The sequence below is a fragment of the Paenibacillus sp. YIM B09110 genome, from assembly GCF_037167145.1.
Classification (GTDB): Bacteria; Bacillota; Bacilli; order Paenibacillales; family Paenibacillaceae; genus Pristimantibacillus.
In genome coordinates this window covers 218581-237729 of sequence record NZ_JBANSP010000010.1, presented here as the reverse complement: position 1 = coordinate 237729, position 19149 = coordinate 218581, and the positions used below count along the sequence as shown (strand labels likewise).

Below are 19149 nucleotides of genomic sequence, written 5' to 3'. Positions count from 1 at the left end.
TTTCCATTTTCGCGCAAGAAAAAGAGCAAGTTATCTTTTCGATAACCTGCTCTTTCCTTAACTTCGGCTCTTCGCCTTAACTTAATGACATTGCCATGAGTGGCCGCCCTTTTTTTGAAATATAAGCAAGTGTATAATGGGATGCTTATACAGTGCATATATTTCTCCGGAATGAAACGCGCCTTGCCCTCAAAAGAACGGCGTCAGCCGTTTCACCTTGCGTTCACGCGATTGATACAATGAATCAAACATATTTACGATTAGGATCGTACAAATGAACCCGACTGTAGTTGATTTGTCCGATATAATGATACTACTGACAATGAAACTTGACAGAATGAAAGGCTTAGGTGAACCGTTTTGTTGATGAGCTCCAGCATTCAGCGTAAAATGACGCTTCTTATTTTTATATGTGCGCTTATACCGCTCCTTGCCCTTAGTATTCTTTCTTATTCGAAGTCGGCCAATATCGTAAACGATCAGCTCCAGGATTACAATCGGTATGCAATGAAGCAGCTTGTGACCGTTACGGATATGCATTTGAAGGAAATGGATGCGTTGTCGAGAGACATTCAAGGCTATTTGCTCGCTCCCGGCAAAAAAATAATGACAAATCCGAAGTCCTATCATGAATATTTGGAGCTGAACAGCTTCATCGATTTTCTTTCCTTTCACGTATCCCCAATCGTTGAAGGGCTATTCGTCATTACGCCTGAAGGCGACATACTTGGCAGCCGGAATGTGAATTCAGCTTCGTTGCTCGCAGCAGATTGGTGGAACGGCTCTCAGCCTCAACAGGCTTGGCAATGGACCGGCTTTCATTCAGGCGGTTATTACAGCTCACCCCAGCCGAACGGACCGCTTATTAGTCTAATCGTACCGCTTCATTTGCAAGCTGCAGCTGTTCCGGTCGGCAGCCGAATTCTCGTTGACGTGAATGCGAAGGCAATGACGAGTCTGTTCCAATCCTTCGAGCAGGATACGAGGTCTTATTTACAAATAAGCGACGCCAGCGGCCAGTTGATCTACGAATCAGCGGAAAAACCTGCGTTTTCGGGCAAAGACTATGTATTCACGGAAACATTGGCTATAAATGATTGGACGATTACAGCCAGGCTGCCGCAAAGCGAGATCAATAAGTCTTCCGGAGTCATCCGCAATTACGGTTACTTAATCGGACTTCTGTCTTTGATCGCTGCTTTAATAATGGCGCGGGTATTGTCGGGCAATTTCACCGGTCGTATCGTATCGCTCCACAAGTCGATGCTCGAATTCAGCAGAGGCAAGCTCGATGCCGCGGTCGAGGTGAAGGGCAAGGACGAGCTGTCCAGGCTTGGCGCACGGTTCAACTTCATGACGGAGCAAATTCGATCCTTAATAGCCAACATTACGCGAACCGAGAAGCTGAAGAACGAGGCAGAGCTCAGAGCGCTTCATTATCAGATCAATCCGCATCTCATCATCAATACATTAAATGCGATCCAATGGCGGGCGAGAATGGCGGGAAGAAGCGATATCGACCGTATGATCTATCATCTAGCCGCCCTGCTGTCGGAAAATCTCGATATTAGCCATGAGCTTGTTCCGCTCGAGGAAGAGCTGGAGACGATTGGCCACTATATTAAGATCCAATATTATCGTTATGGCGATTCATTCACCTATACCGAGGATATAGAGCCGGGATTGGAACGTGCTTGGATCCCGCGCATGACGTTGCAGCCGTTGTACGAAAATATTTTCTATCATGCGTTCGACGACGGTACGGGTTCGATTGCCCTTGAAGTGTACCGCGATCGGCAGCAGATCGTGTTGAGCATCTATGACGACGGCAAAGGGATTGAATCGCCAAGCGACGTCATTAAGCCTGCTCCTCCGCGCAAAGGAAGAGGCGGACTCGGGATGTATAACGTCGACCAGAAGATCAAGCTGCACTTCGGCGAGCAATTCGGTATTCGCATACTGCCGAATGCGGAGAAGGGCACGATTATCGAGATCAGATGGCCGTACCAGGAAGGGGAGAATATACGTGACGAAGATTAGAAAAGTCATTATCGCCGATGACGAGCGGCTTGTTCGTGTCGGTCTTATGCATACAGTCGATTGGAAGCGTTGGGACATGGAAGTGGTAGGCAACGCGCCGAACGGAGAGATTGCTTGGGAGATGTATGAAGAACTTCAACCTGATCTCGTCATTACCGACATAGTTATGCCGCAGATGGACGGCATTCAGCTTGCAACGAAGATAAAAGCTGCGAACCCCGAAGCCAAAATATTATTTCTCAGTTGCCACTCGGACTTCGCTTATGCGCAGCAAGGGATGGAGCTTGGAGCATCCGGTTATTTGCTTAAGACGGCGATGGACGCCGAAACAGTGGACCGCTATCTGATGAAGATTACGGAGGAATGGAATCGGTTGAGCGCGCCAAGCGCGGAAGATACGAATGCCATGTATCGAACCTGGTATACGGAAGGGCGGAATAGCGAGCAGCTTAACGCATTCATTGGGCAGTACACGGAGAAACACTCGCTAGAAGGGGGCGTTTTGTTTAGTTTGTTCGGTCTTGACGCCCAGGAACTGCTAACCATTGTGCATAGGCTGGACGAGCAGTCTGGTTCAGATATGAACGGTCAGAACCTGCCGATTGTTCATCTTCATGCGGAAGGCGCTCCGTTAATAATCGTCACGCCGGTTCGCGATGCAGAACGGTTAAAGCTGCTGCTGCTTGAATGCGCGAATGCGGCGGGAACAGCTATGACTTGGAAGAAGTCGGATGTTCTGACGAAGCAGTCTGATTTCATGGAAGCGATTAGCCGCATGATGAAGACGGCAGAGCTGGAGAAGCAATACGAGTTCAGAACAGATGCCGTATCGACGCCGATAATGAAGGCGGTTGCCTATATAGATGAACATCTCGATGAACCGATCGTTTCTTCTCAGCTGGCGGAGAGTATCGGGCTTAGCCGCAGCCACTTCAGCACCTTATTCAAGAAAGAGCTTGGTGTCAGCTTTCTAGAATTTCTTCATCGCAGACGGCTGCGCAAGGCGTCCGAGCTGCTTGTGCAGACGGATTGGCGGATTAACCTGATCGGCGAGAAGGTTGGAATGGAAGACAACAAACATTTCAGCAAGTGGTTCAAGGGTTATACCGGAATGACGCCTTCCGAGTACCGCGAGAACAAATTAACGACTAAATCAAACAAATAGCAACCTGCCTGCTGCCGCCGAACAAAATAACGACGAAGGCCTAACCGATTTCCGTTTTACGCCCCGACGATAACCGATATGCTGTTCATGCACACATTAAAAGGAGGGTACACACAAGTATGAAACAGAGATGGAAATCGTCCTTATTTCTGCTAATGGCCGTTATTTTGCTGCTGAGCGCTTGCTCTTCGGGCGGTAATAACAACAATGGCGCAAGCGGAGAAAACAAAGATGAGAAGGTTAAGCTAGTCGTATGGATTTGGGATGCGGCGAAGATCGGACTTGACGCTAACATGGAAGCGTTCAAAGAGGAGAACCCGAACATCGAAATTGAATATCAACTTATGGGTCAAACGGACCTTTATCAAAAATACTTGATCGCAGCGAACACAGGCGACAAAGTGCCTGATATTATCGCGGTTGAATCAAGCAACCTGGCTCAAATGGTCAACATCGATTCTTTGTACGATCTCAGCGACAAAGTCGCGCCATACAAAGACAAGATTGTTCCTTTCAAATGGGAAGACGCGACGAAAGACGGCAAAGTGTACGCGATGCCTTGGGACAGCGGTCCTGTAGTTATGTACTATCGTAAAGATATCTTCGAAGCGGCTGGCTTGCCATCCGATCCTGAAGCGGTCGCTGATCGCATCAAGACGTTCGAGGATTACAAGGAAGTCGGCAACATCATCAAGGAGAAAACAGGCAACTTCATGTTCCAGGATTCGAAGACGCGTTCGAACAACCGTTTCTTCGAAACGATGATGTGGCAGCGCGGTCTATGGTACTTCGACAAGGACGGCAACGTATCGCTTGACGATCCTAAAGTTATTGAAACAGCAGAATTCTATGCAGGCATGGTAAATGACGGCATCGTGAACGACGCCGAAGCTTTCTCCGAAAGCTGGCTGAATGCGTTCGCGGACGGCAAAGTAGCGACGATCGTAGGCGCTGCATGGTACGAAGGCTTGCTTGAAAATATGATCGATCCAGACAGCGCTGGCAAATGGGGCGTAGCACCGATGCCGAAATGGTCGGCTGACGACCAATATGCAAGCGCGAATGACGGCGGTTCGAACCTCGCGATCAACGCGAATTCGAAGCATACGGAAGAGGCTTGGAAGTTCATTGAATTCATGCTTGGCAAAGAAGAATCCCAAGTGACGATGATGAAGGATGCAGGCTCCTTGCCATCGCTAACGACGACTTATGAGGATGCCGTATTCTCCGAACCGGTAGAATACTTCGGCGGTCAACCTGTAAGACAAGTGTATACGCAAGCACTCGAGCAGATCGCTCCGCAATCGTATACGGTTGATTTCCCAGTTGCCAATCAGTTGACGAAGAACGCTTTCGCGGAAGTTTTCCTTAACAAAGCATCGGTAGCCGATACGCTTAAGAAAACAGCGGACGAGCTCCGCAGCCGTACAAGCCGTAAATAGCAAATCAATGACAAGGGCCCGGCGAGGGCCCTTGATTTATGGAGGATGAGGCACAATGGCTTCCAAATGGTGGAGATGGCAGCAGAAATCCGCGCCTTACTTGTTTATATCGCCATTTTTTATCCTGTTCGGCGTATTTCTGTTTTATCCGTTTCTGTACTCTTTCTACTTAAGTATGGTGGAGTGGAACGGCGGTAAAACGAAAACATTTGTCGGAATGGACAATTTCTCGCGTGTCATTCAGGACGATGTATTTTGGCTGACGATCGCGAACGGTTTGATTATTATGGTCATTTACGTACCGCTCATGCTGCTATTGGCTACGCTCGTAGCGGTCTTGCTTAATTCGAGTTGGGTGAAAGGGAAGGGTTTCTTCCGTATGTCGCTGTTCACCCCGAACATAATGGCGGTCGTAGCCGTCGCGTTCGTATTCTCGATCATGCTTAATGGCGACAACGGCCTTATTAACGTGATTTTGAAGCAACTGGGTCTCATTGACGCTTCGATTTTGTGGCTCGATTCGCCTGTATGGGCGCGTGTGTCGGTAGCAGCAATGGTATTTTACCGCTGGATGGGCTATAACATGATTCTTATTTTGGCTGGTCTGCAGAACATACCGAAAGACATCTATGAATCGGCATATGTCGATGGTGCGACGCCTTTCCAAGTGCTTATTCGCATTACGCTGCCGCTGCTCAAAAAAATACTCGTTTTTTGCGTCATTTTATCCACGCTCGGTTCGTTCGGCTTGTTCACGGAACCGCTCGTATTGACCAAAGGCGGCCCGCTTAATTCGACGACGACGCCGGTATTGCTCATCTATCAAGAAAGCTTTACGAACTTGAATTTCGGATACGCATCCGCGATTGCCATTATGTTCTTCTTCCTGATGATGATATTTACGTTCATTCAGATGCGCGTAACGAGAGATAACGATTAAGACTTCTGGAGGGGATTCCCTTGTCTTCCGCAACGATAACTGCGACAACATCGCCCAAGAAATCGCATAAACCACGCGATTTGATCAACAAAGGGCTTGCTTATTTAATGCTGATCCTCATAACATTTGCTTCATTATTCCCATTGCTCTGGATGATCAGCTCCTCGCTGAAGGAGCGAAGAGATATCTTCCTAAATCCGCCGATGTGGATTCCGACCAATCCGCAGTGGGATAACTTCACGCAGCTGTTCAAGGAGCGGGCTTTCGATACCGTCCTGTACAACAGCTTTTTTATCGCCATACTTCATACCGCGCTTGCCCTGTTTTTCTGTACGCTTGCCGGTTATGCATTTGCGAAGTATACATTCAAATTCCAAGGCATTTTGTTCGGCATCGTACTCGCTTCCATGATGGTTCCTTCGGAGACGACGATTATTCCGATGTTCGAAATCTATCGCGCCTTCGGTTTGATCGACAATCCATGGGGCGTTATCGTAGCCAATGTGGCCAGCGCCTTCGGTATTTTCTTCATGCGTCAGTACAGCTCAGGTATTCATACGGAAATGCTTGAAGCATCCCGAATCGACGGCTGCTCGGAATTCAGAATATTTACGTCGATCGTGCTGCCGAACCTAAGACCGGCGCTTGCCAGTCTAGGCATTATCACTTTCGTTAATCAATGGAATAACTTCTTGTGGCCGTTAATCGTTCTTCGTTCGCCGAGCGAGCAAACGATATCGCTTGCGATTCGAACGCTGGAATCTGGCGCTAGAACGCCATATGAGCTTATTATGGCAGGTTCGGTCATCAGTATTATTCCGCTGTTGATCATCGTGCTGCTGTTCCAAAAGCAACTGATCGGCGGTTTGATGGACGGCGCGGTCAAAGGTTAAGTTATATCGTTCTAATAAGGAAGGTGGCGAACATTCGCCGCCTTTTTTTGTGCTTTCTTTTATCGAGTATTGTTTCATTCAGGTCCAACTAGGGAATAATTTGGAGATATTGGCTAGAGAAAGCGGTGCAGATGTGAAACGGCTGACGACCATGCTTAAGAGAAGGATGGCAAACCAACACAACGATAGCACGGAAGCAGAACAAACCTTATTGTCGCAGCAAATGAAAAATAATGTGAATGCCATTCATTCATTGCTGCATTCGCCGGGTGATTTGATAACGAAGGAAATCGATATCGGACAATCGGGACGGCATGCCATCATCGTCAACATCGATGGACTTATTGACAAAACCTTGATACACCAACATCTCATAAAACCGCTCATCGAATTTAATCGGATGGAAGCAACAACGGCATTAAAAGAAATGAATGGCGATGAGCTTATCGGGAGACTCAAGGACGATGCCCTCCCGCTTCAAGAAATTCAATTGATTAACTGCATGGACGAAGCTCTGTTCGCCATCCTATCGGGAGATACTTGCTTATTTGTCGACGGCTCGCAGCGGGCGCTCGTCATTGGAAGCAAGGGCTGGATGCGACGGACAATCGAAGAGCCTCAGACGGAATCGCTTATTCGCGGGCCCAAGGACGGCTTTACCGAGGATATCCGCACGAACAGCGCTTTAATCCGAAGGAGGCTACGGGACCCCGGCTTGCGCATGGATTCCTATATGGTTGGAACGCGATCGAAGAAGGAAGTCATGGTTGCTTATATCGAAGGCATTGTCGATCCGGAGCTAGTGAAAGAAGTGAAACGAAGGCTTCTAACGATCGAGATGGACGACCCTGAGGGCTCTGGCTATATCGAGCAATGGATTACGGACAGCTTTTTGTCGCCTTTCCCGCAAATTTTGAATACGGAGAGGCCTGACCGCGTATCCTCCTCGCTGCTCCAAGGACGGATCGCGATATTAGTTGACGGCTCGCCGTTTAATCTGATCATGCCGATTACGATCGCCTTCGCCCTCAACTCACCCGAGGACTATTACCAGCCTTGGCTGCTCTCTTCATTAGTGCGTTTGTTGAGGTTCGTCTCCGCTTTTATTGCTACTTTTCTGCCTGCGTTTTACATTGCGCTTGCCGAATTTCATCATGGCATGATACCTTCCAACATCGCTTTCTCGATAGCGGCAGCAAGGGAGGGCGTGCCTTTCCCGGCGGTAATCGAGGCGCTGCTAATGGAATTTACGCTTGAGATACTGCGCGAGGCGGGGGTTCGTCTGCCGAAGCCGATTGGCCAGACAATCAGTATCGTAGGCGGTCTCGTCATTGGCGATGCAGCCGTAGCGGCTGGTATTGTAAGTCCGCTCATGGTAATCGTGGTTGCTGTTACGGCAATCGCTTCCTTCACGTTGCCTTCGTATTCCTTCGGCATTATAACTCGAATACTGAGGTTCTTCGTCATGCTGGCAGCTTCCATATTCGGGCTCTTTGGGATCATTCTTGCATTTCTGATGATTAGCATCCATGTCGTCAATCTGAAGAGCTTCGGGGTCCCATACTCTGCGCCGTTATCGCCGATGTTCCTCAAGGATTGGAATGACTTTATATGGAGAGCTCCGGTTACTTTTCAGAAGGATCGTCCTCAAATGCTGCATACCGAAGACAGAACAAGAATGAAAAAGAAATAGCAATTGGACAATAGCTTTGAACAGGAGGCCTATCAGATGAGAGAGGATAGTTGGAAGTACGGCGATCAAAAAATTGACGAGAAGGAACTCATGTTCACGATCGGTTCACTAATCATTGGTGTCGGCATACTAACGCTTCCTCGCTCTATTGCGAAAGCTACGGGATCTCCCGATGGATGGCTTTCGATCTTGATTGCTGGATGCGCGGTTCTCATCCTTGCTTGGTTGTTGTCTCGCCTATCGCTGCGGTTCCGAGGCAGACCTTATTTGGAGTATGCAGCATCTATTGCTTCGAAGCCTGCAGCGAATGGGATCGCTATCGTCTATGCGTCGTATTTTCTCATGTTTACAGCGTATGTAACGAGATCGGTGGCTGAGCTATCCAAACAATTCTTATTCGACAAAACGCCGTTGGAAGTCATTTCTTTAGCATTTCTGCTCGTGCTTATTTATGCCGTGTCTGGTTCTAGAGCAGGTCTTATTCGATTAACGGTTATTTTTTTGCCTTTCGTGTTGATCGTTACGAGTATATTTCTGCTATTAGGTATCAAGCAGTTCGATTACCACAATCTGATGCCAATACTGAATACAGACTCCAGCAAGGTGATGAAGGGTGCAAAGGAATCCATATTCTCGTTTCTGGGTTTCGAATCGGTGTTATTCTACAGCTGCTTAATGAGAAACCCGTCCAAAATCCCAAAATTTACGATGTTTGCCATCATTATTACGATAATCACCTATTTATTGATCTTCATCGCAGTGATTGGCATCTTCTCGGTGGAGGTCACCCAGAACATTCTCTTTCCAACATTGGAGCTGGCTAGGGAAGTGAGCGTGCCGGGAGAGTTTTTCGAGAGGTTAGAATCATTGTTTCTGATCTTCTGGGTCGTATCTATCTTCACGACGGCAGCAATATCGCTTGATTTGACCGTACAATCAACCTACTTCTTGTTTAAAGCAGAGAAGCGGAAGCTGATGTATGGGCTGACTCCCGTCATTTACTTATTATCGATGATGCCGGGCAATATCGTGGAGCTTGGCCAACTGGGTCTGCTCGTCAGCAATACCGGAATACTAACCTCGCTCATTATTCCGGTCCTGCTATTTGTTATTGTAAAAATACAGGAGGCTAGATCAAGTGGCTAGAGTGTGTGCAATCGTTATTTGTCTATCGGTCTCCGCGACCCTTCTGTCTAGCTGTTGGGATCGGATTGAACTGGAGCAGCGCGGTTTCGTGATCGGAGTGGCCATTGATGTTGCTGACAAGAAGAAACTGGAGGAGCATGCGTCGGGGGAAGGAGTGCAGGAATTCAAAATTACTTTCCAGGTTGTGGTCCCAGCGGGATTGAAGCAATCTGACAAAAGCGGGGCAACACCATCGAACAAGGCATACTTCAATGTTCATGTTAACGGTAGAACGATGCAGGAAGTGCTTGCCAAGCTTGCCTCGCAGTTAAGCCGGCTGCCGTTTCTTGAACATCTCAAGCTGATTATCATTTCTGAGAAGGTGGCTGCGACAAAATTAGGCTTTGCCAATGTTCTTGATTATTTTCTTAGGAATAACGATGCCAGGCGCAACGTATCTGTCATGATCGCTAAGGGGGAAGCTTCGCGGGCTCTTGACATCGTCCCGCAAGGGGAGCGTACTCCAGTATTTTTTATTAACAATATCGCCCGCAACGGCAGAGAATTGATGCGAATCCATAAAGATACGAGAATTGGCGACGTACACGAATATCTGTTAAAGAGGGAGAGTTTTACGTTGCAAAAGCTTACCATTAAGAATCTTGAAGCAAGTCTTATTGGCGCTTCCGTCATGGACGGCAAGACGAATAGTCTCGTTGGCTTTCTGAACCAACGAGAGACGCAAGGACTGAACTACTTGACCGGAGATAATGACCGCGGCTTAATCGAGTTACAAGTCGAAGATAATTTAATTGTGTTTGAGACTGAGAGGTCTCAAGTGAGGCTTACTTCTGAGGGCACTGACAAGGGAAATCTTAAATTCAAATTTTTGGTAGAAATGGAAGTCGTTATTGCGGAGGCGTTCGAGAGGCAAGATTATTTAAGCGAGCTTACAATCGATAAATTACAGGTGAAGGTTGAAGAGGAGGTCGTTAGGCTGACTGAAGAAACCATCGCTAAGACTCAGAAGATCTATAAGAAAGACGTGATCAAGCTAGGTTCCTACTTGAGTGAGAATAAACCGCGACTATGGTCGCAATTAAGCGACAATTGGGATAGTGGAATCAATTATTTTTCCAAAAGCGAGATTAAGGTCAAGGCCGATGTCAAGATTCGCAGAATCGGATCCGTGAACCAGACAGAGAAGAGAGGATAGGATAGGTTACATATGAAATTTATTTTAGGTCATATTCCCACGGGATTAAGCTTTGTATGCGCGCTTCTCACCATCGCGATCCCCTATCTCGTCTATAAGGTGAACCAAAAGCTGCATGAAATCGGAGATCCGTCCTGGAAGAAGAAATAAAGGGATAGGATTCATGTGGACATCGAATAAGGAGAAATGGATAATAGAGGTAACCAAAGTTCAGCTAACAACTGGGAGGGAAACTACGACTTATGTATGAGCCGAAAACGAAAGAAACCGACCACAGTGTCATCGAGTTTATTGAGCAGATTGAAAATATGAAGAAGCGTGAAGATGCTTATCGATTACTCGATATTTTTACGGAAACGACGGGGTTCGAAGCGAAGATGTGGGGGCCAAGCATTATTGGATTTGGTTCTTATCACTACAAATATGCGACAGGACACGAAGGCGATGCTCCTCTTGCGGGATTTTCTCCTCGGAAAGCCAAGATAAGCTTGTACTTTGAACCAGGGGATACAGGACGGGAAGAGCTCCTTGCACGGTTAGGAAAGCATACATCTGCGAAATCATGTGTCTACGTTAATAAATTGGCCGATATAGATGTCGAGGTTTTAAAGCTATTAATAAAACAATCTATGACGATTACGCAAGAAATGTATCCTGAAGGGCGATGAGCAATCTAGTAATGAGGCAATCTTTCGTTTATTTGATTCCGAATTGCTGGAAGAGTGGGCATACTGCCTGCTATGTTGGATTTCTGCAGGATAGAACGGTCCATGGAGCACCAACACGCAGCTATACTGGATTTTTGCAGCAACTTCGTACTCGAATGGCTGAAATGAACCTTCCCATTAGAAAGTTATTGCCAAAATCCAACATAGGCTCAGAATGCACCTAAAACCGGCCAAAGTTGATGTAATTATCCAATATAGACTCTAGTTAGATGTATACCCATCAAGTAATAAACGGAGGTCATACTTAAGGATTACTAGGCAATATTGTTTTAGTCACGAAGAAGCCGAAAAAATAACGAATCGATTTGGTGCCATGTTTTACAAAAAAGTTCAACATCATATTGCAGCCTATTCCGATAAATGAGGTCTAAGTGAATTACAATTCATCCCGGCCTATTCGGCTAATCTTGTATTTAAATGTTACTCAGAACGCTCTGGAGACGCAGTGTTGAAAATAGGCAGAGAAGGGAAATAGTTCAGCATGAGCATACAAATACGGGGCAACACCCGAGGAATATGCTGATTTATTAAAAACCGTTGCTTTCGCTGAAGCCATAATGATTAACTTTCAATTGAAAATTACATCGCCGATCATCTAAAAAAATAAGAGCTGTACCGATGCCAACGGTGGCTTCCGGTACAGCTCTTATGCTTATTTCATTCGAAGCATCATTGTCCAAAGATCCGCGCTTTCGTACCCGAGTCTCCAAGCTGCGACGCCTGCTAGATCGTATTTGGTTGCTAGCGCGACGCGTGCTTTAGTCGTTTCAGTGGTCTCGGCCCAGAACAGGTAGGTGAAGCCATCCTTCACATACTTGTATTTAATTTGTCCGGATGCTGCATCCGGAACACCTGTTGCTTTGTTATCCGCGATTAGAGCAGGAATATCCTTCATAAGAACGGCACGATTGCCGACCAGCTTGCCAGCGGCGTCCAGCTTCCACTCGCGTACGTAGAACGGAATGCCTAACATAAGCTTGCTGCGCGGGATGCCGTAACCGAGAAACTGTTTGATGCCTTCCTCAACCCATGTCAAGCCTGCTACGGAACCCGGCGTATCACTGCCGCTCCAATGCTCGTCGTACGCCATGATGATTATCGTATCTACAATGGAAGATAATGCCGTATGATCGTAGGCGGTAAGATGATTCCAGCTTAAGCTGCCTCTCGGCAAGTCGATGGATACGTTCAGACCTTTGGCATGAGCTGCCTTCGTAAGCGCCTTAACGAAATCAGTGTAGCTGGCACGATCAGCGCCGGCTACTTCTTCGAAATCGAGATTAAGGCCAAATGCCTTAATTTCAGATAAACGTCCAACGAGCTTACTAATGAAAGCCTGCTGTGCTGCCTTATCCTGCAGGAAAGCTGTAGTCATCTTCCGGTTGAACTGATTATGGACGAGCGGTGCGACGCGGATGCCTTGTTCCTTAAGCGTCTTGACTAAATCGGCATCGGATGTATCGTTGATCGATCCATCAGCGGCGGTGAGTTCGAACCATGTTGGCGAGTCGATCGACAAGCCTTGCGTGTTCGCAACATGGCTTAATATGGTGCTGCTAGATGCGCTGCCATTCCAAGCCAAGTAGACGAGCGACTTAGCGTTGTTCCATACGCTGCGGCCGTCTGACGTACGGACATAGGCGTTTGCGTATTTTTTAGCAAAATCGATCGCGCCCGAACGAGTGTTGAACGAACGCAGCTTCTTGTCGCCTTGGAATACAGTAAGATACGGAACACCTGACCACCATACATTGTCTTTGTATATGACCTCGGCATTCGGCGCTTTCTTTGCCAGTGCAACTGCGTCATCGAGGTTAATAAAAGCACCGATAAGCTTGCCGTTCTGAATAACCTCGTAGGCAAGCACGTTGGAATGGAGCACGATGCCTGTCGCAGTATTGACGACTTCACTTCCTGCAATTACAGACGAACTTTTGATGGCGTCGTAGAGGAAGCCGTACAGCTTGCCGTTGTTCGCTGGAACACCGTCAACCCTAATTTGATAGACGGCTGTTGCAGAACGCTGATCCTTCTTCTGCGCAGCGGTTAAGTTGTCCCATACCCAAGCGTTTTTCGTTAGATCGATAATATGTGCGTTATTCCACTTCTTTGCTTCCTGGATCGCGGCTTCAATGGTCGTGAATGTCCATATCGGCTGTGTCTTGTCGCCTTGATACACTCTGAACTTGGCGTGATTCGCATACTTCCAGCCAATGTTCTCCAAATCGCGAATATGTACGTTTCTTTGCGTCTTAGCGAATACCAGCGCCTGCTCATAGGTCCGGTATTCCCATGCGCTTGACGAGATGCCGTTTTTGTACACTTTGTAGCGAGGGAGATTGTCCCACACCCAGGTACGTCCAGTAATGGTCTCTACATGGCTGTAGCTGACGTTTTTCGCATACGCAATCGCTTTGCTCTCTGTCGGGAATTCACGCAGTGCTTGGTCGTTCTGATAGACGCGGTATTTCGTTACGAGACTTGAAGAAGCCTCAGCAACGCCGCTCCCCGAAGTTCCAGCCAGCAGCGAACTGCTAAGCAGCAGCAACGTAACTGCAGCGATCAGCTTCTTTTTTAACACTCTATTTTCCACTCTCCTCTTTAGTTGTCCGTTTAGTTAGACGCTGGAAGAGGAGGGGAGTTGCTCTTAATCTATGAAAAGTTTGGCGGTAATTATTGCTATATAAGATGAACTAAATTCATATCTGTCGAATAGGTAGAGACCATTCTATTGCACGGGGGGTGAAAATGAAAACTGTTGACGAGCAATTGCAAGACGTGGAACAAAGGCTTAAGCATGAAAAGAGCAGAAGAATGTTTGAGCGTTATCAAACCGTTCGTCTCCATCTTCTCGGCCACGATAATGCCGCAATTGCAGTAAGTATAGGTAGAGAGGAAAGTATAGTCGACACGTATCTGCGTCGGTATCGTAAGCTAGGTCTGGACGGATTACAGATGAAATTTTCTCCTGGTCCTCCGGAACAAAAACGTAAAGAACAACAACAGAATTAAAGAAAAGGATCTGTGATCATGTTCCGCATGATGTTGGCTTTACAGCAAAGTTTAATTGGACACTTGGGCTCATTGGAGAATACATCAGCCGCGAATTCGAGAAAAGTTACTCGATCCGAGGTATCTCCAAACTGATGCATCGCATGGGCTTAAGCTATACGAAACCAACCTACACTTTGGCAGCGGCAAACGAAGAAAAGCAAAGATTGTTTGTCGAAACGACCTTCCCAAGGTTAAAAAAAATACGAGAACGACGAAATTGATCATATATTGTTTGAAGATGAGAGTATGATTCGCGACTACCAAGCACTTCAGAAAACATGGTTTGCCAAAGGAAAGCAACGAATGATCAAGACAACCGGCAAGCATCGCGGCGTCAAACTACTGGAGACACTGGATTATGCAGAAGGCAAAATCGTTTGGAAAGAAGACGAGCAATACAACGCGGAATCCTTCTTTGCGTTTCTTGGAGAAGTCCTGATTGCCTATCCAACCGGGAAAATAGTTATGGTATTGGATAATGCTCGGATTCATCACGCGAAGTTACTTTCAAGTTTCCTTCAAGAGAACAATTATCGTCTTGAACTGGTATTCCTACCGCCTTATAGTCCAGAACTCAATCTTGTTGAAGGACTTTGGAAATGGCTGAAAGCAGATGTAAGGGATCGAGACGGGCTGCAAATATGGAAACATCTACTAAACAACACTCAAATTGATAATGCAACAAATAAGCCGTCATAGCTAGACGGCTCTACTTTTTCTTTTCTTTTATCGAGGCATACCCGGAATCTACCGCTAAAAGTCCTCATCGAGTTAGCGCCGTCAGCCCTTCGATCAAGATTGGGACATCCCATGTTGGAATGACGAGCTAAATGAGTCGTATCCCCCTAGGCTCCGCCAAACTTAAAACGACCAAACTCTTGTGGTTGAAGGCTTTTTGCATGTTGAAATAATGCTCATATTTGATCGTGGTCACACATTTGGTCACACTGAGCATTTTTTTATGAAGTTTAGACTCATATTTTTGTAATTTAGAGTGAATTATGAACATGCAAAATCTCAATTGCTGACACAGCAGTCTGTCTTGAAACTGATAGCCGAGAGATGGCCAAGGATGATGTCAAGTCGATGCACTGTATAGTCAGATCACCCGCGAGTTGATGATGCTTATGATGGAAAATCTGCGCAACATACTCGAGCGGACGCTTGGCGGCTTGCCCAATTTTATTAAGACGGCTGCCTCTATATGGAGCTGGCAAGCAAGAGCCGGTTCTCGTCACCTTGCTGAATGAATTGAACGTAGCTGTTCTTCAGCGGTTGAACGGGCTATGGTTAGTACGCATTCATCATGACATGCTCGGATATGATTAGTGGCGGCTCCGTCGCCATAATAATATCTTCAATCGTATAACCATCGGCAACCTCAGCGAGCAGCAAACCTTCAGCCATAACATCGATGACTGCGCGATCGGTAATGATACGGTGAACGACCTGTTTGCCGGTAAGCGGAAGATTGCAAGCATGAAGTATTTTCGGCTCATTCGCTTTAGTGACATGATCCATAATAACGACAATTCGTTTCGCGCCGTGTACGAGATCCATCGCGCCGCCCATTCCTTTGACCATCTTGCCTGGAATCGTCCAGTTGGCTAAATCTCCGGAGCGGGATACCTCCATGCCCCCTAATATAGCGAGATCGATATGACCACCGCGAATCATCGCGAAAGAATCGGAGCTGCTGAAATAAGATGCGCCTTCGACGGCGGTGACTGTTTCTTTGCCGGCATTGATTAGATCTGGATCGACTTGTTCAGGCGCAGGATAAGGACCAATGCCAAGTAGACCGTTCTCTGAGTGCAGAATGATTTGTTTGTCAGGAGAGATGAAGTTGGCTACGAGCGTAGGTATGCCGATGCCAAGATTGACATAGTCTCCGTCTTTAATTTCTTTCTCGGCACGCTTGGCGATACGTTCCCGAACCGTTAACCTTCCGTTCATTCCGAATTTCCTCCCTTATTCGTTATTGAGTAGTAAGCCGCTCGATCCGTTTCTCTTGGACAGCTGTGATGAGCTTTTGCACATAGATCCCTGGTGTGTGTATCATTTCCGGATCTAACTGACCGATTTCTACAATTTGCTCTGTTTCAGCGATCGTAACCTTGCCTGCAGCCGCCATAATCGGATTGAAGTTTCGGGCTGTTTTATTATAAATCAGATTTCCCATACGATCGGCTTTAGCTGCTCGAATGAGGCTGAAATCAGCTGTGAGAGCATGCTCGAGCACGTATTCAATACCATCGAACATTCGGGTTTCCCGTCCTTCTGCAAGAGGAGTCCCCACTCCAGCTGGTGTATAAAAGGCTGGAATGCCGGATCCGCCTGCTCGAATTCGCTCGGCTAATGTGCCTTGAGGTACGAGTTCAGCTTCAATTTCCCCATTAAGTACTTGGCGCTCGAACTCTTTGTTCTCTCCGACGTAGGAGGCTATAATTTTGTTGATCTGTTTGTTTCGAAGCAGGAGACCGAGTCCCCAATCGTCTACCCCGCAGTTATTCGAGATGATGGTTAAGTTTCGGACACCCTTCTCGGCCAATGCGAGGATGAGCTGCTCCGGGATACCGACAAGGCCGAAGCCGCCGACCATTAAGGTCGCTCCATCAGGAATAGGCTGAACTGCGTCGGAGAATGAGGTTAACGTTTCTTTCATCATTGTTCGTCACCTTCCTATTCCAATATGTTCTCAACAATGGTTGCGATGCCTTGACCGCCGCCGATGCATAACGACGCCAACCCATAGCGGGAGACTCTGCGTCTCATTTCGTATAGTAGAGTAACGAGCACGCGCGCTCCGCTGGCACCGATCGGGTGGCCTAAAGCGATCGCGCCGCCATTCACATTGAAAATAGCTGGGTCATAATCAAAATGTTTTGAGAAAGCCAACGCTTGCGCTGCGAATGCTTCGTTAACCTCAATTAAGTCGAGATCGCTTATGTTCAAGCCAGCTTGGGCAAGAGCGCGTTCAGTTGCAGGAATAGGACCAAGCCCCATCAAGGCGGGATCAATTCCGGCGGAGGCATAGGAGCGAATGATCGCCAAAGGCTTAATGCCTAGGGAGGAGGCCTTCGCCTCCGACATTAGGACGAGCGCTGCCGCTCCGTCATTTATCCCGGAGGAGTTGCCGGCTGTTACAATGCCGTCCGGCTTGAAGGCAGGCTGTAGCTTCGCTAAAGCCTCTATACTCGTGTTTAGGCGGGGGTATTCATCCGCCGTGACTGATAGAGGACTGTCTTTCCTTCGTGGAATGCCAACGGATGTGATTTCATCGGCGAACTTGCCCGCAGCGATCGCTTCCTTCGCTTTTAACTGGCTGTCATAGGCGTATCGATCCAACTGCTCTCGGATAAATCCGTAGCGTTCACATAGATTCTCGGCCGTTATGCCCATCGGATAACGATTTGTTGCGCATCGAAGCCCGTCATGCATCATACTGTCCACAATCGTCTGGCTTCCCATACGATAGCCGGAGCGGGCATCTGGCAAGAGATAAGGAGCGAGGGTCATATTCTCCATCCCTCCTGCGACGATAATTTCGCTTTCCTTGCAAAGAATCGCATTGGCAGCAAGACTAATCGCTTTCATTCCGGAACCGCATACTTTATTGATAGTCAGGGCGCTGCTCTCTACGGGAATACCGGCGGCAAGCGCGGCTTGTCTGGCAGGGTTCTGACCTAGTCCGGCTTGCAGCACATTCCCCATGATGACTTCCTCTACGTCAGTTGGAGCAATGCCTGCCCGCCGTATCGCTTCAGCGATAACAATTTGGCCGAGTTGTATCGCCGATACATCTTTGTATATGCCGTTGAAACTGCCAATAGGCGTCCGCACCGCACTTGCGATTACGACATTATTCGTTGTCATCTTTCTCATGCCTCCCAGTCCCTTTCAAAGCAAGCAGACGCTGTAGACTGTAGCTCATGTCCGATGCGGCTGCAGCGGGATCGTCATACTCATAATAGCCGCTGCCGGTCTTAACTCCGAGCTCACCGCAAGCGGCCAGCTTCTCGATAGTTCCAGGAGTAACCGTGCTGTTGCTTAATTCGGGGAAAAGTTGTCCGGTTACTTTGGCCCATATATCAAGTCCTCCCAGGTCTGCAATCTCAAACGGTCCTTTCATTGCCCAGCGAAGACCAAGTCCTTCGCTTACTACCGTATCGATTTGCGCGGCATTGGCTACGCCGCTGTCTAGCAAGTAGCAGGCTTCTCTCATTAAAGCGGCTTGTAGACGATTAGCGATAAAGCCGGGGATATCCTTATTTAGCACGACGGGTGTTTTTCCGCATTTTCGCAGCAGTGCTGCGAGCTCTTCCAGGATGGATGGCGGTGTGGCGGGCAAGCCAACCATTTCGACTAATGGAATTAGGTGTGCCGGATTGAAAAAGTGGGTAATGACCATTCGATTAGCAAAGGGCAGTTCTTGCGCCAATGTCTGAAGAGCGTAGGTTGAGGTGTTTGAAGCTACGATGGTCTCATTCCTAATAACTGAGGCCAGCTGCTGATAAACCTCACGTTTGACTGTAAGCTGCTCAGGAACACATTCTATGATTAGATCAGCTGTTGCAACCGCTTTCTCGAAATGGCTTGTTAGCTGGATGAGGAGAGTCTCTTTGTTCAGTTGGGTTTTTACACTTTGCAACATTACGTCATTAGGCTCATACAGAGAGACCTCATAACGATGCTCCGCGAATAAACGAGCAATGGCAAGTCCCATCGTTCCCGCTCCTAACACTCCGATATGCTTGATCATTCGAATCCTCCTTGGTCTGTCACTTGTAATTATTTTACACAAAACTATAATATAGTCATAATACATATATAGAATACTATTTATTCGAAAT

General features: G+C 47.4%; 19 protein-coding genes. 14 read left to right on the top strand and 5 right to left on the bottom strand.

Features of this window, described 5'->3' with window-relative positions:
* The first annotated feature begins 366 nt into the window (after positions 1 to 366).
* The 10 genes from V8F51_RS17010 to V8F51_RS16965 all read left to right on the top strand — a co-directional run bounded on the left by V8F51_RS17010 (position 367) and on the right by V8F51_RS16965 (position 11182).
* Positions 367 to 2040 carry a sensor histidine kinase gene (locus V8F51_RS17010; protein ID WP_337101488.1) on the top strand — a complete coding sequence of 558 codons (1674 nt, stop codon included), beginning with the start codon at positions 367 to 369 and terminating at the stop codon, positions 2038 to 2040.
* A complete protein-coding gene (locus V8F51_RS17005; protein ID WP_337101486.1) occupies positions 2027 to 3205 on the top strand; it encodes a response regulator in 1179 nt (392 codons plus the stop codon). Before V8F51_RS17010 ends, V8F51_RS17005 begins: the two co-directional genes overlap by 14 nt.
* Positions 3206 to 3324: 119 nt before the next feature.
* On the top strand, positions 3325 to 4647 hold the full coding sequence (locus V8F51_RS17000) for an ABC transporter substrate-binding protein (protein WP_337101485.1): 1323 nt from the start codon (positions 3325 to 3327) through the stop codon (positions 4645 to 4647).
* A gap of 55 nt (positions 4648 to 4702) precedes the next feature.
* Positions 4703 to 5587: a carbohydrate ABC transporter permease gene (locus tag V8F51_RS16995; RefSeq protein WP_337101483.1), complete on the top strand. Its 885-nt coding sequence runs from the start codon at positions 4703 to 4705 to the stop codon at positions 5585 to 5587.
* Positions 5588 to 5607: 20 nt separating this feature from the next.
* The gene (locus V8F51_RS16990; RefSeq protein ID WP_337101482.1) at positions 5608 to 6480 is read left to right on the top strand and encodes a carbohydrate ABC transporter permease; all 873 of its coding nucleotides are present in this window, start codon (positions 5608 to 5610) and stop codon (positions 6478 to 6480) included.
* Positions 6481 to 6631: 151 nt separating this feature from the next.
* Positions 6632 to 8173: a spore germination protein gene (locus tag V8F51_RS16985; protein ID WP_337101480.1), complete on the top strand. Its 1542-nt coding sequence runs from the start codon at positions 6632 to 6634 to the stop codon at positions 8171 to 8173.
* 36 nt (positions 8174 to 8209) lie between these two features.
* Entirely contained in the window at positions 8210 to 9319 is a 1110-nt protein-coding gene (locus tag V8F51_RS16980) for a GerAB/ArcD/ProY family transporter (RefSeq protein ID WP_337101479.1), read from the top strand.
* Positions 9312 to 10514, top strand: a complete 1203-nt coding sequence (locus V8F51_RS16975; protein WP_337101477.1) for a Ger(x)C family spore germination protein — start codon at positions 9312 to 9314, stop codon at positions 10512 to 10514. Before V8F51_RS16980 ends, V8F51_RS16975 begins: the two co-directional genes overlap by 8 nt.
* A gap of 12 nt (positions 10515 to 10526) precedes the next feature.
* Complete coding sequence (locus V8F51_RS16970) at positions 10527 to 10664, top strand: hypothetical protein (protein WP_337101476.1); 138 nt, start codon at positions 10527 to 10529, stop codon at positions 10662 to 10664.
* Positions 10665 to 10756: 92 nt separating this feature from the next.
* Positions 10757 to 11182: a DUF1801 domain-containing protein gene (locus V8F51_RS16965; protein ID WP_337101475.1), complete on the top strand. Its 426-nt coding sequence runs from the start codon at positions 10757 to 10759 to the stop codon at positions 11180 to 11182.
* 712 nt (positions 11183 to 11894) lie between these two features.
* Here the strand turns inward: V8F51_RS16965 and V8F51_RS16960 are convergent.
* Positions 11895 to 13823 carry a glycosyl hydrolase family 18 protein gene (locus V8F51_RS16960; RefSeq protein ID WP_337101474.1) on the bottom strand — a complete coding sequence of 643 codons (1929 nt, stop codon included), beginning with the start codon at positions 13821 to 13823 and terminating at the stop codon, positions 11895 to 11897.
* 167 nt (positions 13824 to 13990) lie between these two features.
* Here V8F51_RS16960 and V8F51_RS16955 point away from each other — a divergent pair, with 167 nt between their 5' ends.
* The 4 genes from V8F51_RS16955 (at position 13991) to V8F51_RS16945 (ending at position 15546) form a co-directional block, all read left to right on the top strand.
* Complete coding sequence (locus V8F51_RS16955) at positions 13991 to 14254, top strand: terminase gpP N-terminus-related DNA-binding protein (RefSeq protein ID WP_337101473.1); 264 nt, start codon at positions 13991 to 13993, stop codon at positions 14252 to 14254.
* Positions 14255 to 14262: 8 nt separating this feature from the next.
* A complete protein-coding gene (locus V8F51_RS31600; protein ID WP_442956445.1) occupies positions 14263 to 14517 on the top strand; it encodes a helix-turn-helix domain-containing protein in 255 nt (84 codons plus the stop codon).
* The gene (locus V8F51_RS16950) at positions 14513 to 14995 is read left to right on the top strand and encodes an IS630 family transposase (protein WP_337101507.1); all 483 of its coding nucleotides are present in this window, start codon (positions 14513 to 14515) and stop codon (positions 14993 to 14995) included. Before V8F51_RS31600 ends, V8F51_RS16950 begins: the two co-directional genes overlap by 5 nt.
* A gap of 422 nt (positions 14996 to 15417) precedes the next feature.
* Entirely contained in the window at positions 15418 to 15546 is a 129-nt protein-coding gene (locus tag V8F51_RS16945; RefSeq protein ID WP_337101471.1) for a hypothetical protein, read from the top strand.
* A 40-nt stretch (positions 15547 to 15586) separates the two neighbouring features.
* Here the strand turns inward: V8F51_RS16945 and V8F51_RS16940 are convergent, their stop codons facing one another.
* Genes V8F51_RS16940 through V8F51_RS16925 form a run of 4 tightly spaced genes read right to left on the bottom strand, consistent with a single transcriptional unit; the run spans position 15587 to position 19058 of the window.
* Positions 15587 to 16252, bottom strand: a complete 666-nt coding sequence (locus tag V8F51_RS16940) for a 3-oxoacid CoA-transferase subunit B (RefSeq protein ID WP_337101470.1) — start codon at positions 16250 to 16252, stop codon at positions 15587 to 15589.
* A gap of 22 nt (positions 16253 to 16274) precedes the next feature.
* Positions 16275 to 16961 (bottom strand): CoA transferase subunit A, encoded by a 687-nt coding sequence (locus tag V8F51_RS16935; protein WP_337101469.1) that lies wholly within the window; start codon positions 16959 to 16961, stop codon positions 16275 to 16277.
* Positions 16962 to 16978: 17 nt separating this feature from the next.
* Positions 16979 to 18172, bottom strand: a complete 1194-nt coding sequence (locus tag V8F51_RS16930; protein WP_337101467.1) for an acetyl-CoA C-acetyltransferase — start codon at positions 18170 to 18172, stop codon at positions 16979 to 16981.
* Positions 18159 to 19058, bottom strand: coding sequence for a 3-hydroxyacyl-CoA dehydrogenase family protein (locus V8F51_RS16925; protein WP_337101465.1), 900 nt, complete (start codon positions 19056 to 19058; stop codon positions 18159 to 18161). The genes V8F51_RS16930 and V8F51_RS16925 overlap by 14 nt, the downstream gene beginning before the upstream one ends.
* Positions 19059 to 19149: the final 91 nt, after the last annotated feature.

Excerpts from the sequence above, each read along its gene's own strand:
- V8F51_RS17010 (WP_337101488.1), top strand. The coding sequence starts at position 367 with ATGAGCTCCAGCATTCAGCGTAAAATGACGCTTCTTATTTTTATATGT.
- V8F51_RS17000 (WP_337101485.1), top strand. The coding sequence starts at position 3,325 with ATGAAACAGAGATGGAAATCGTCCTTATTTCTGCTAATGGCCGTTATT.
- V8F51_RS16995 (WP_337101483.1), top strand. The coding sequence starts at position 4,703 with ATGGCTTCCAAATGGTGGAGATGGCAGCAGAAATCCGCGCCTTACTTG.
- V8F51_RS16985 (WP_337101480.1), top strand. The coding sequence starts at position 6,632 with ATGCTTAAGAGAAGGATGGCAAACCAACACAACGATAGCACGGAAGCA.
- V8F51_RS16980 (WP_337101479.1), top strand. The coding sequence starts at position 8,210 with ATGAGAGAGGATAGTTGGAAGTACGGCGATCAAAAAATTGACGAGAAG.
- V8F51_RS16970 (WP_337101476.1), top strand. The coding sequence starts at position 10,527 with ATGAAATTTATTTTAGGTCATATTCCCACGGGATTAAGCTTTGTATGC.
- V8F51_RS16965 (WP_337101475.1), top strand. The coding sequence starts at position 10,757 with ATGTATGAGCCGAAAACGAAAGAAACCGACCACAGTGTCATCGAGTTT.
- V8F51_RS16955 (WP_337101473.1), top strand. The coding sequence starts at position 13,991 with ATGAAAACTGTTGACGAGCAATTGCAAGACGTGGAACAAAGGCTTAAG.
- V8F51_RS16945 (WP_337101471.1), top strand. The coding sequence starts at position 15,418 with ATGCTTATGATGGAAAATCTGCGCAACATACTCGAGCGGACGCTTGGC.
- V8F51_RS16940 (WP_337101470.1), bottom strand. The coding sequence starts at position 16,252 with ATGAACGGAAGGTTAACGGTTCGGGAACGTATCGCCAAGCGTGCCGAG.
- V8F51_RS16935 (WP_337101469.1), bottom strand. The coding sequence starts at position 16,961 with ATGAAAGAAACGTTAACCTCATTCTCCGACGCAGTTCAGCCTATTCCT.
- V8F51_RS16930 (WP_337101467.1), bottom strand. The coding sequence starts at position 18,172 with ATGACAACGAATAATGTCGTAATCGCAAGTGCGGTGCGGACGCCTATT.
- V8F51_RS16925 (WP_337101465.1), bottom strand. The coding sequence starts at position 19,058 with ATGATCAAGCATATCGGAGTGTTAGGAGCGGGAACGATGGGACTTGCC.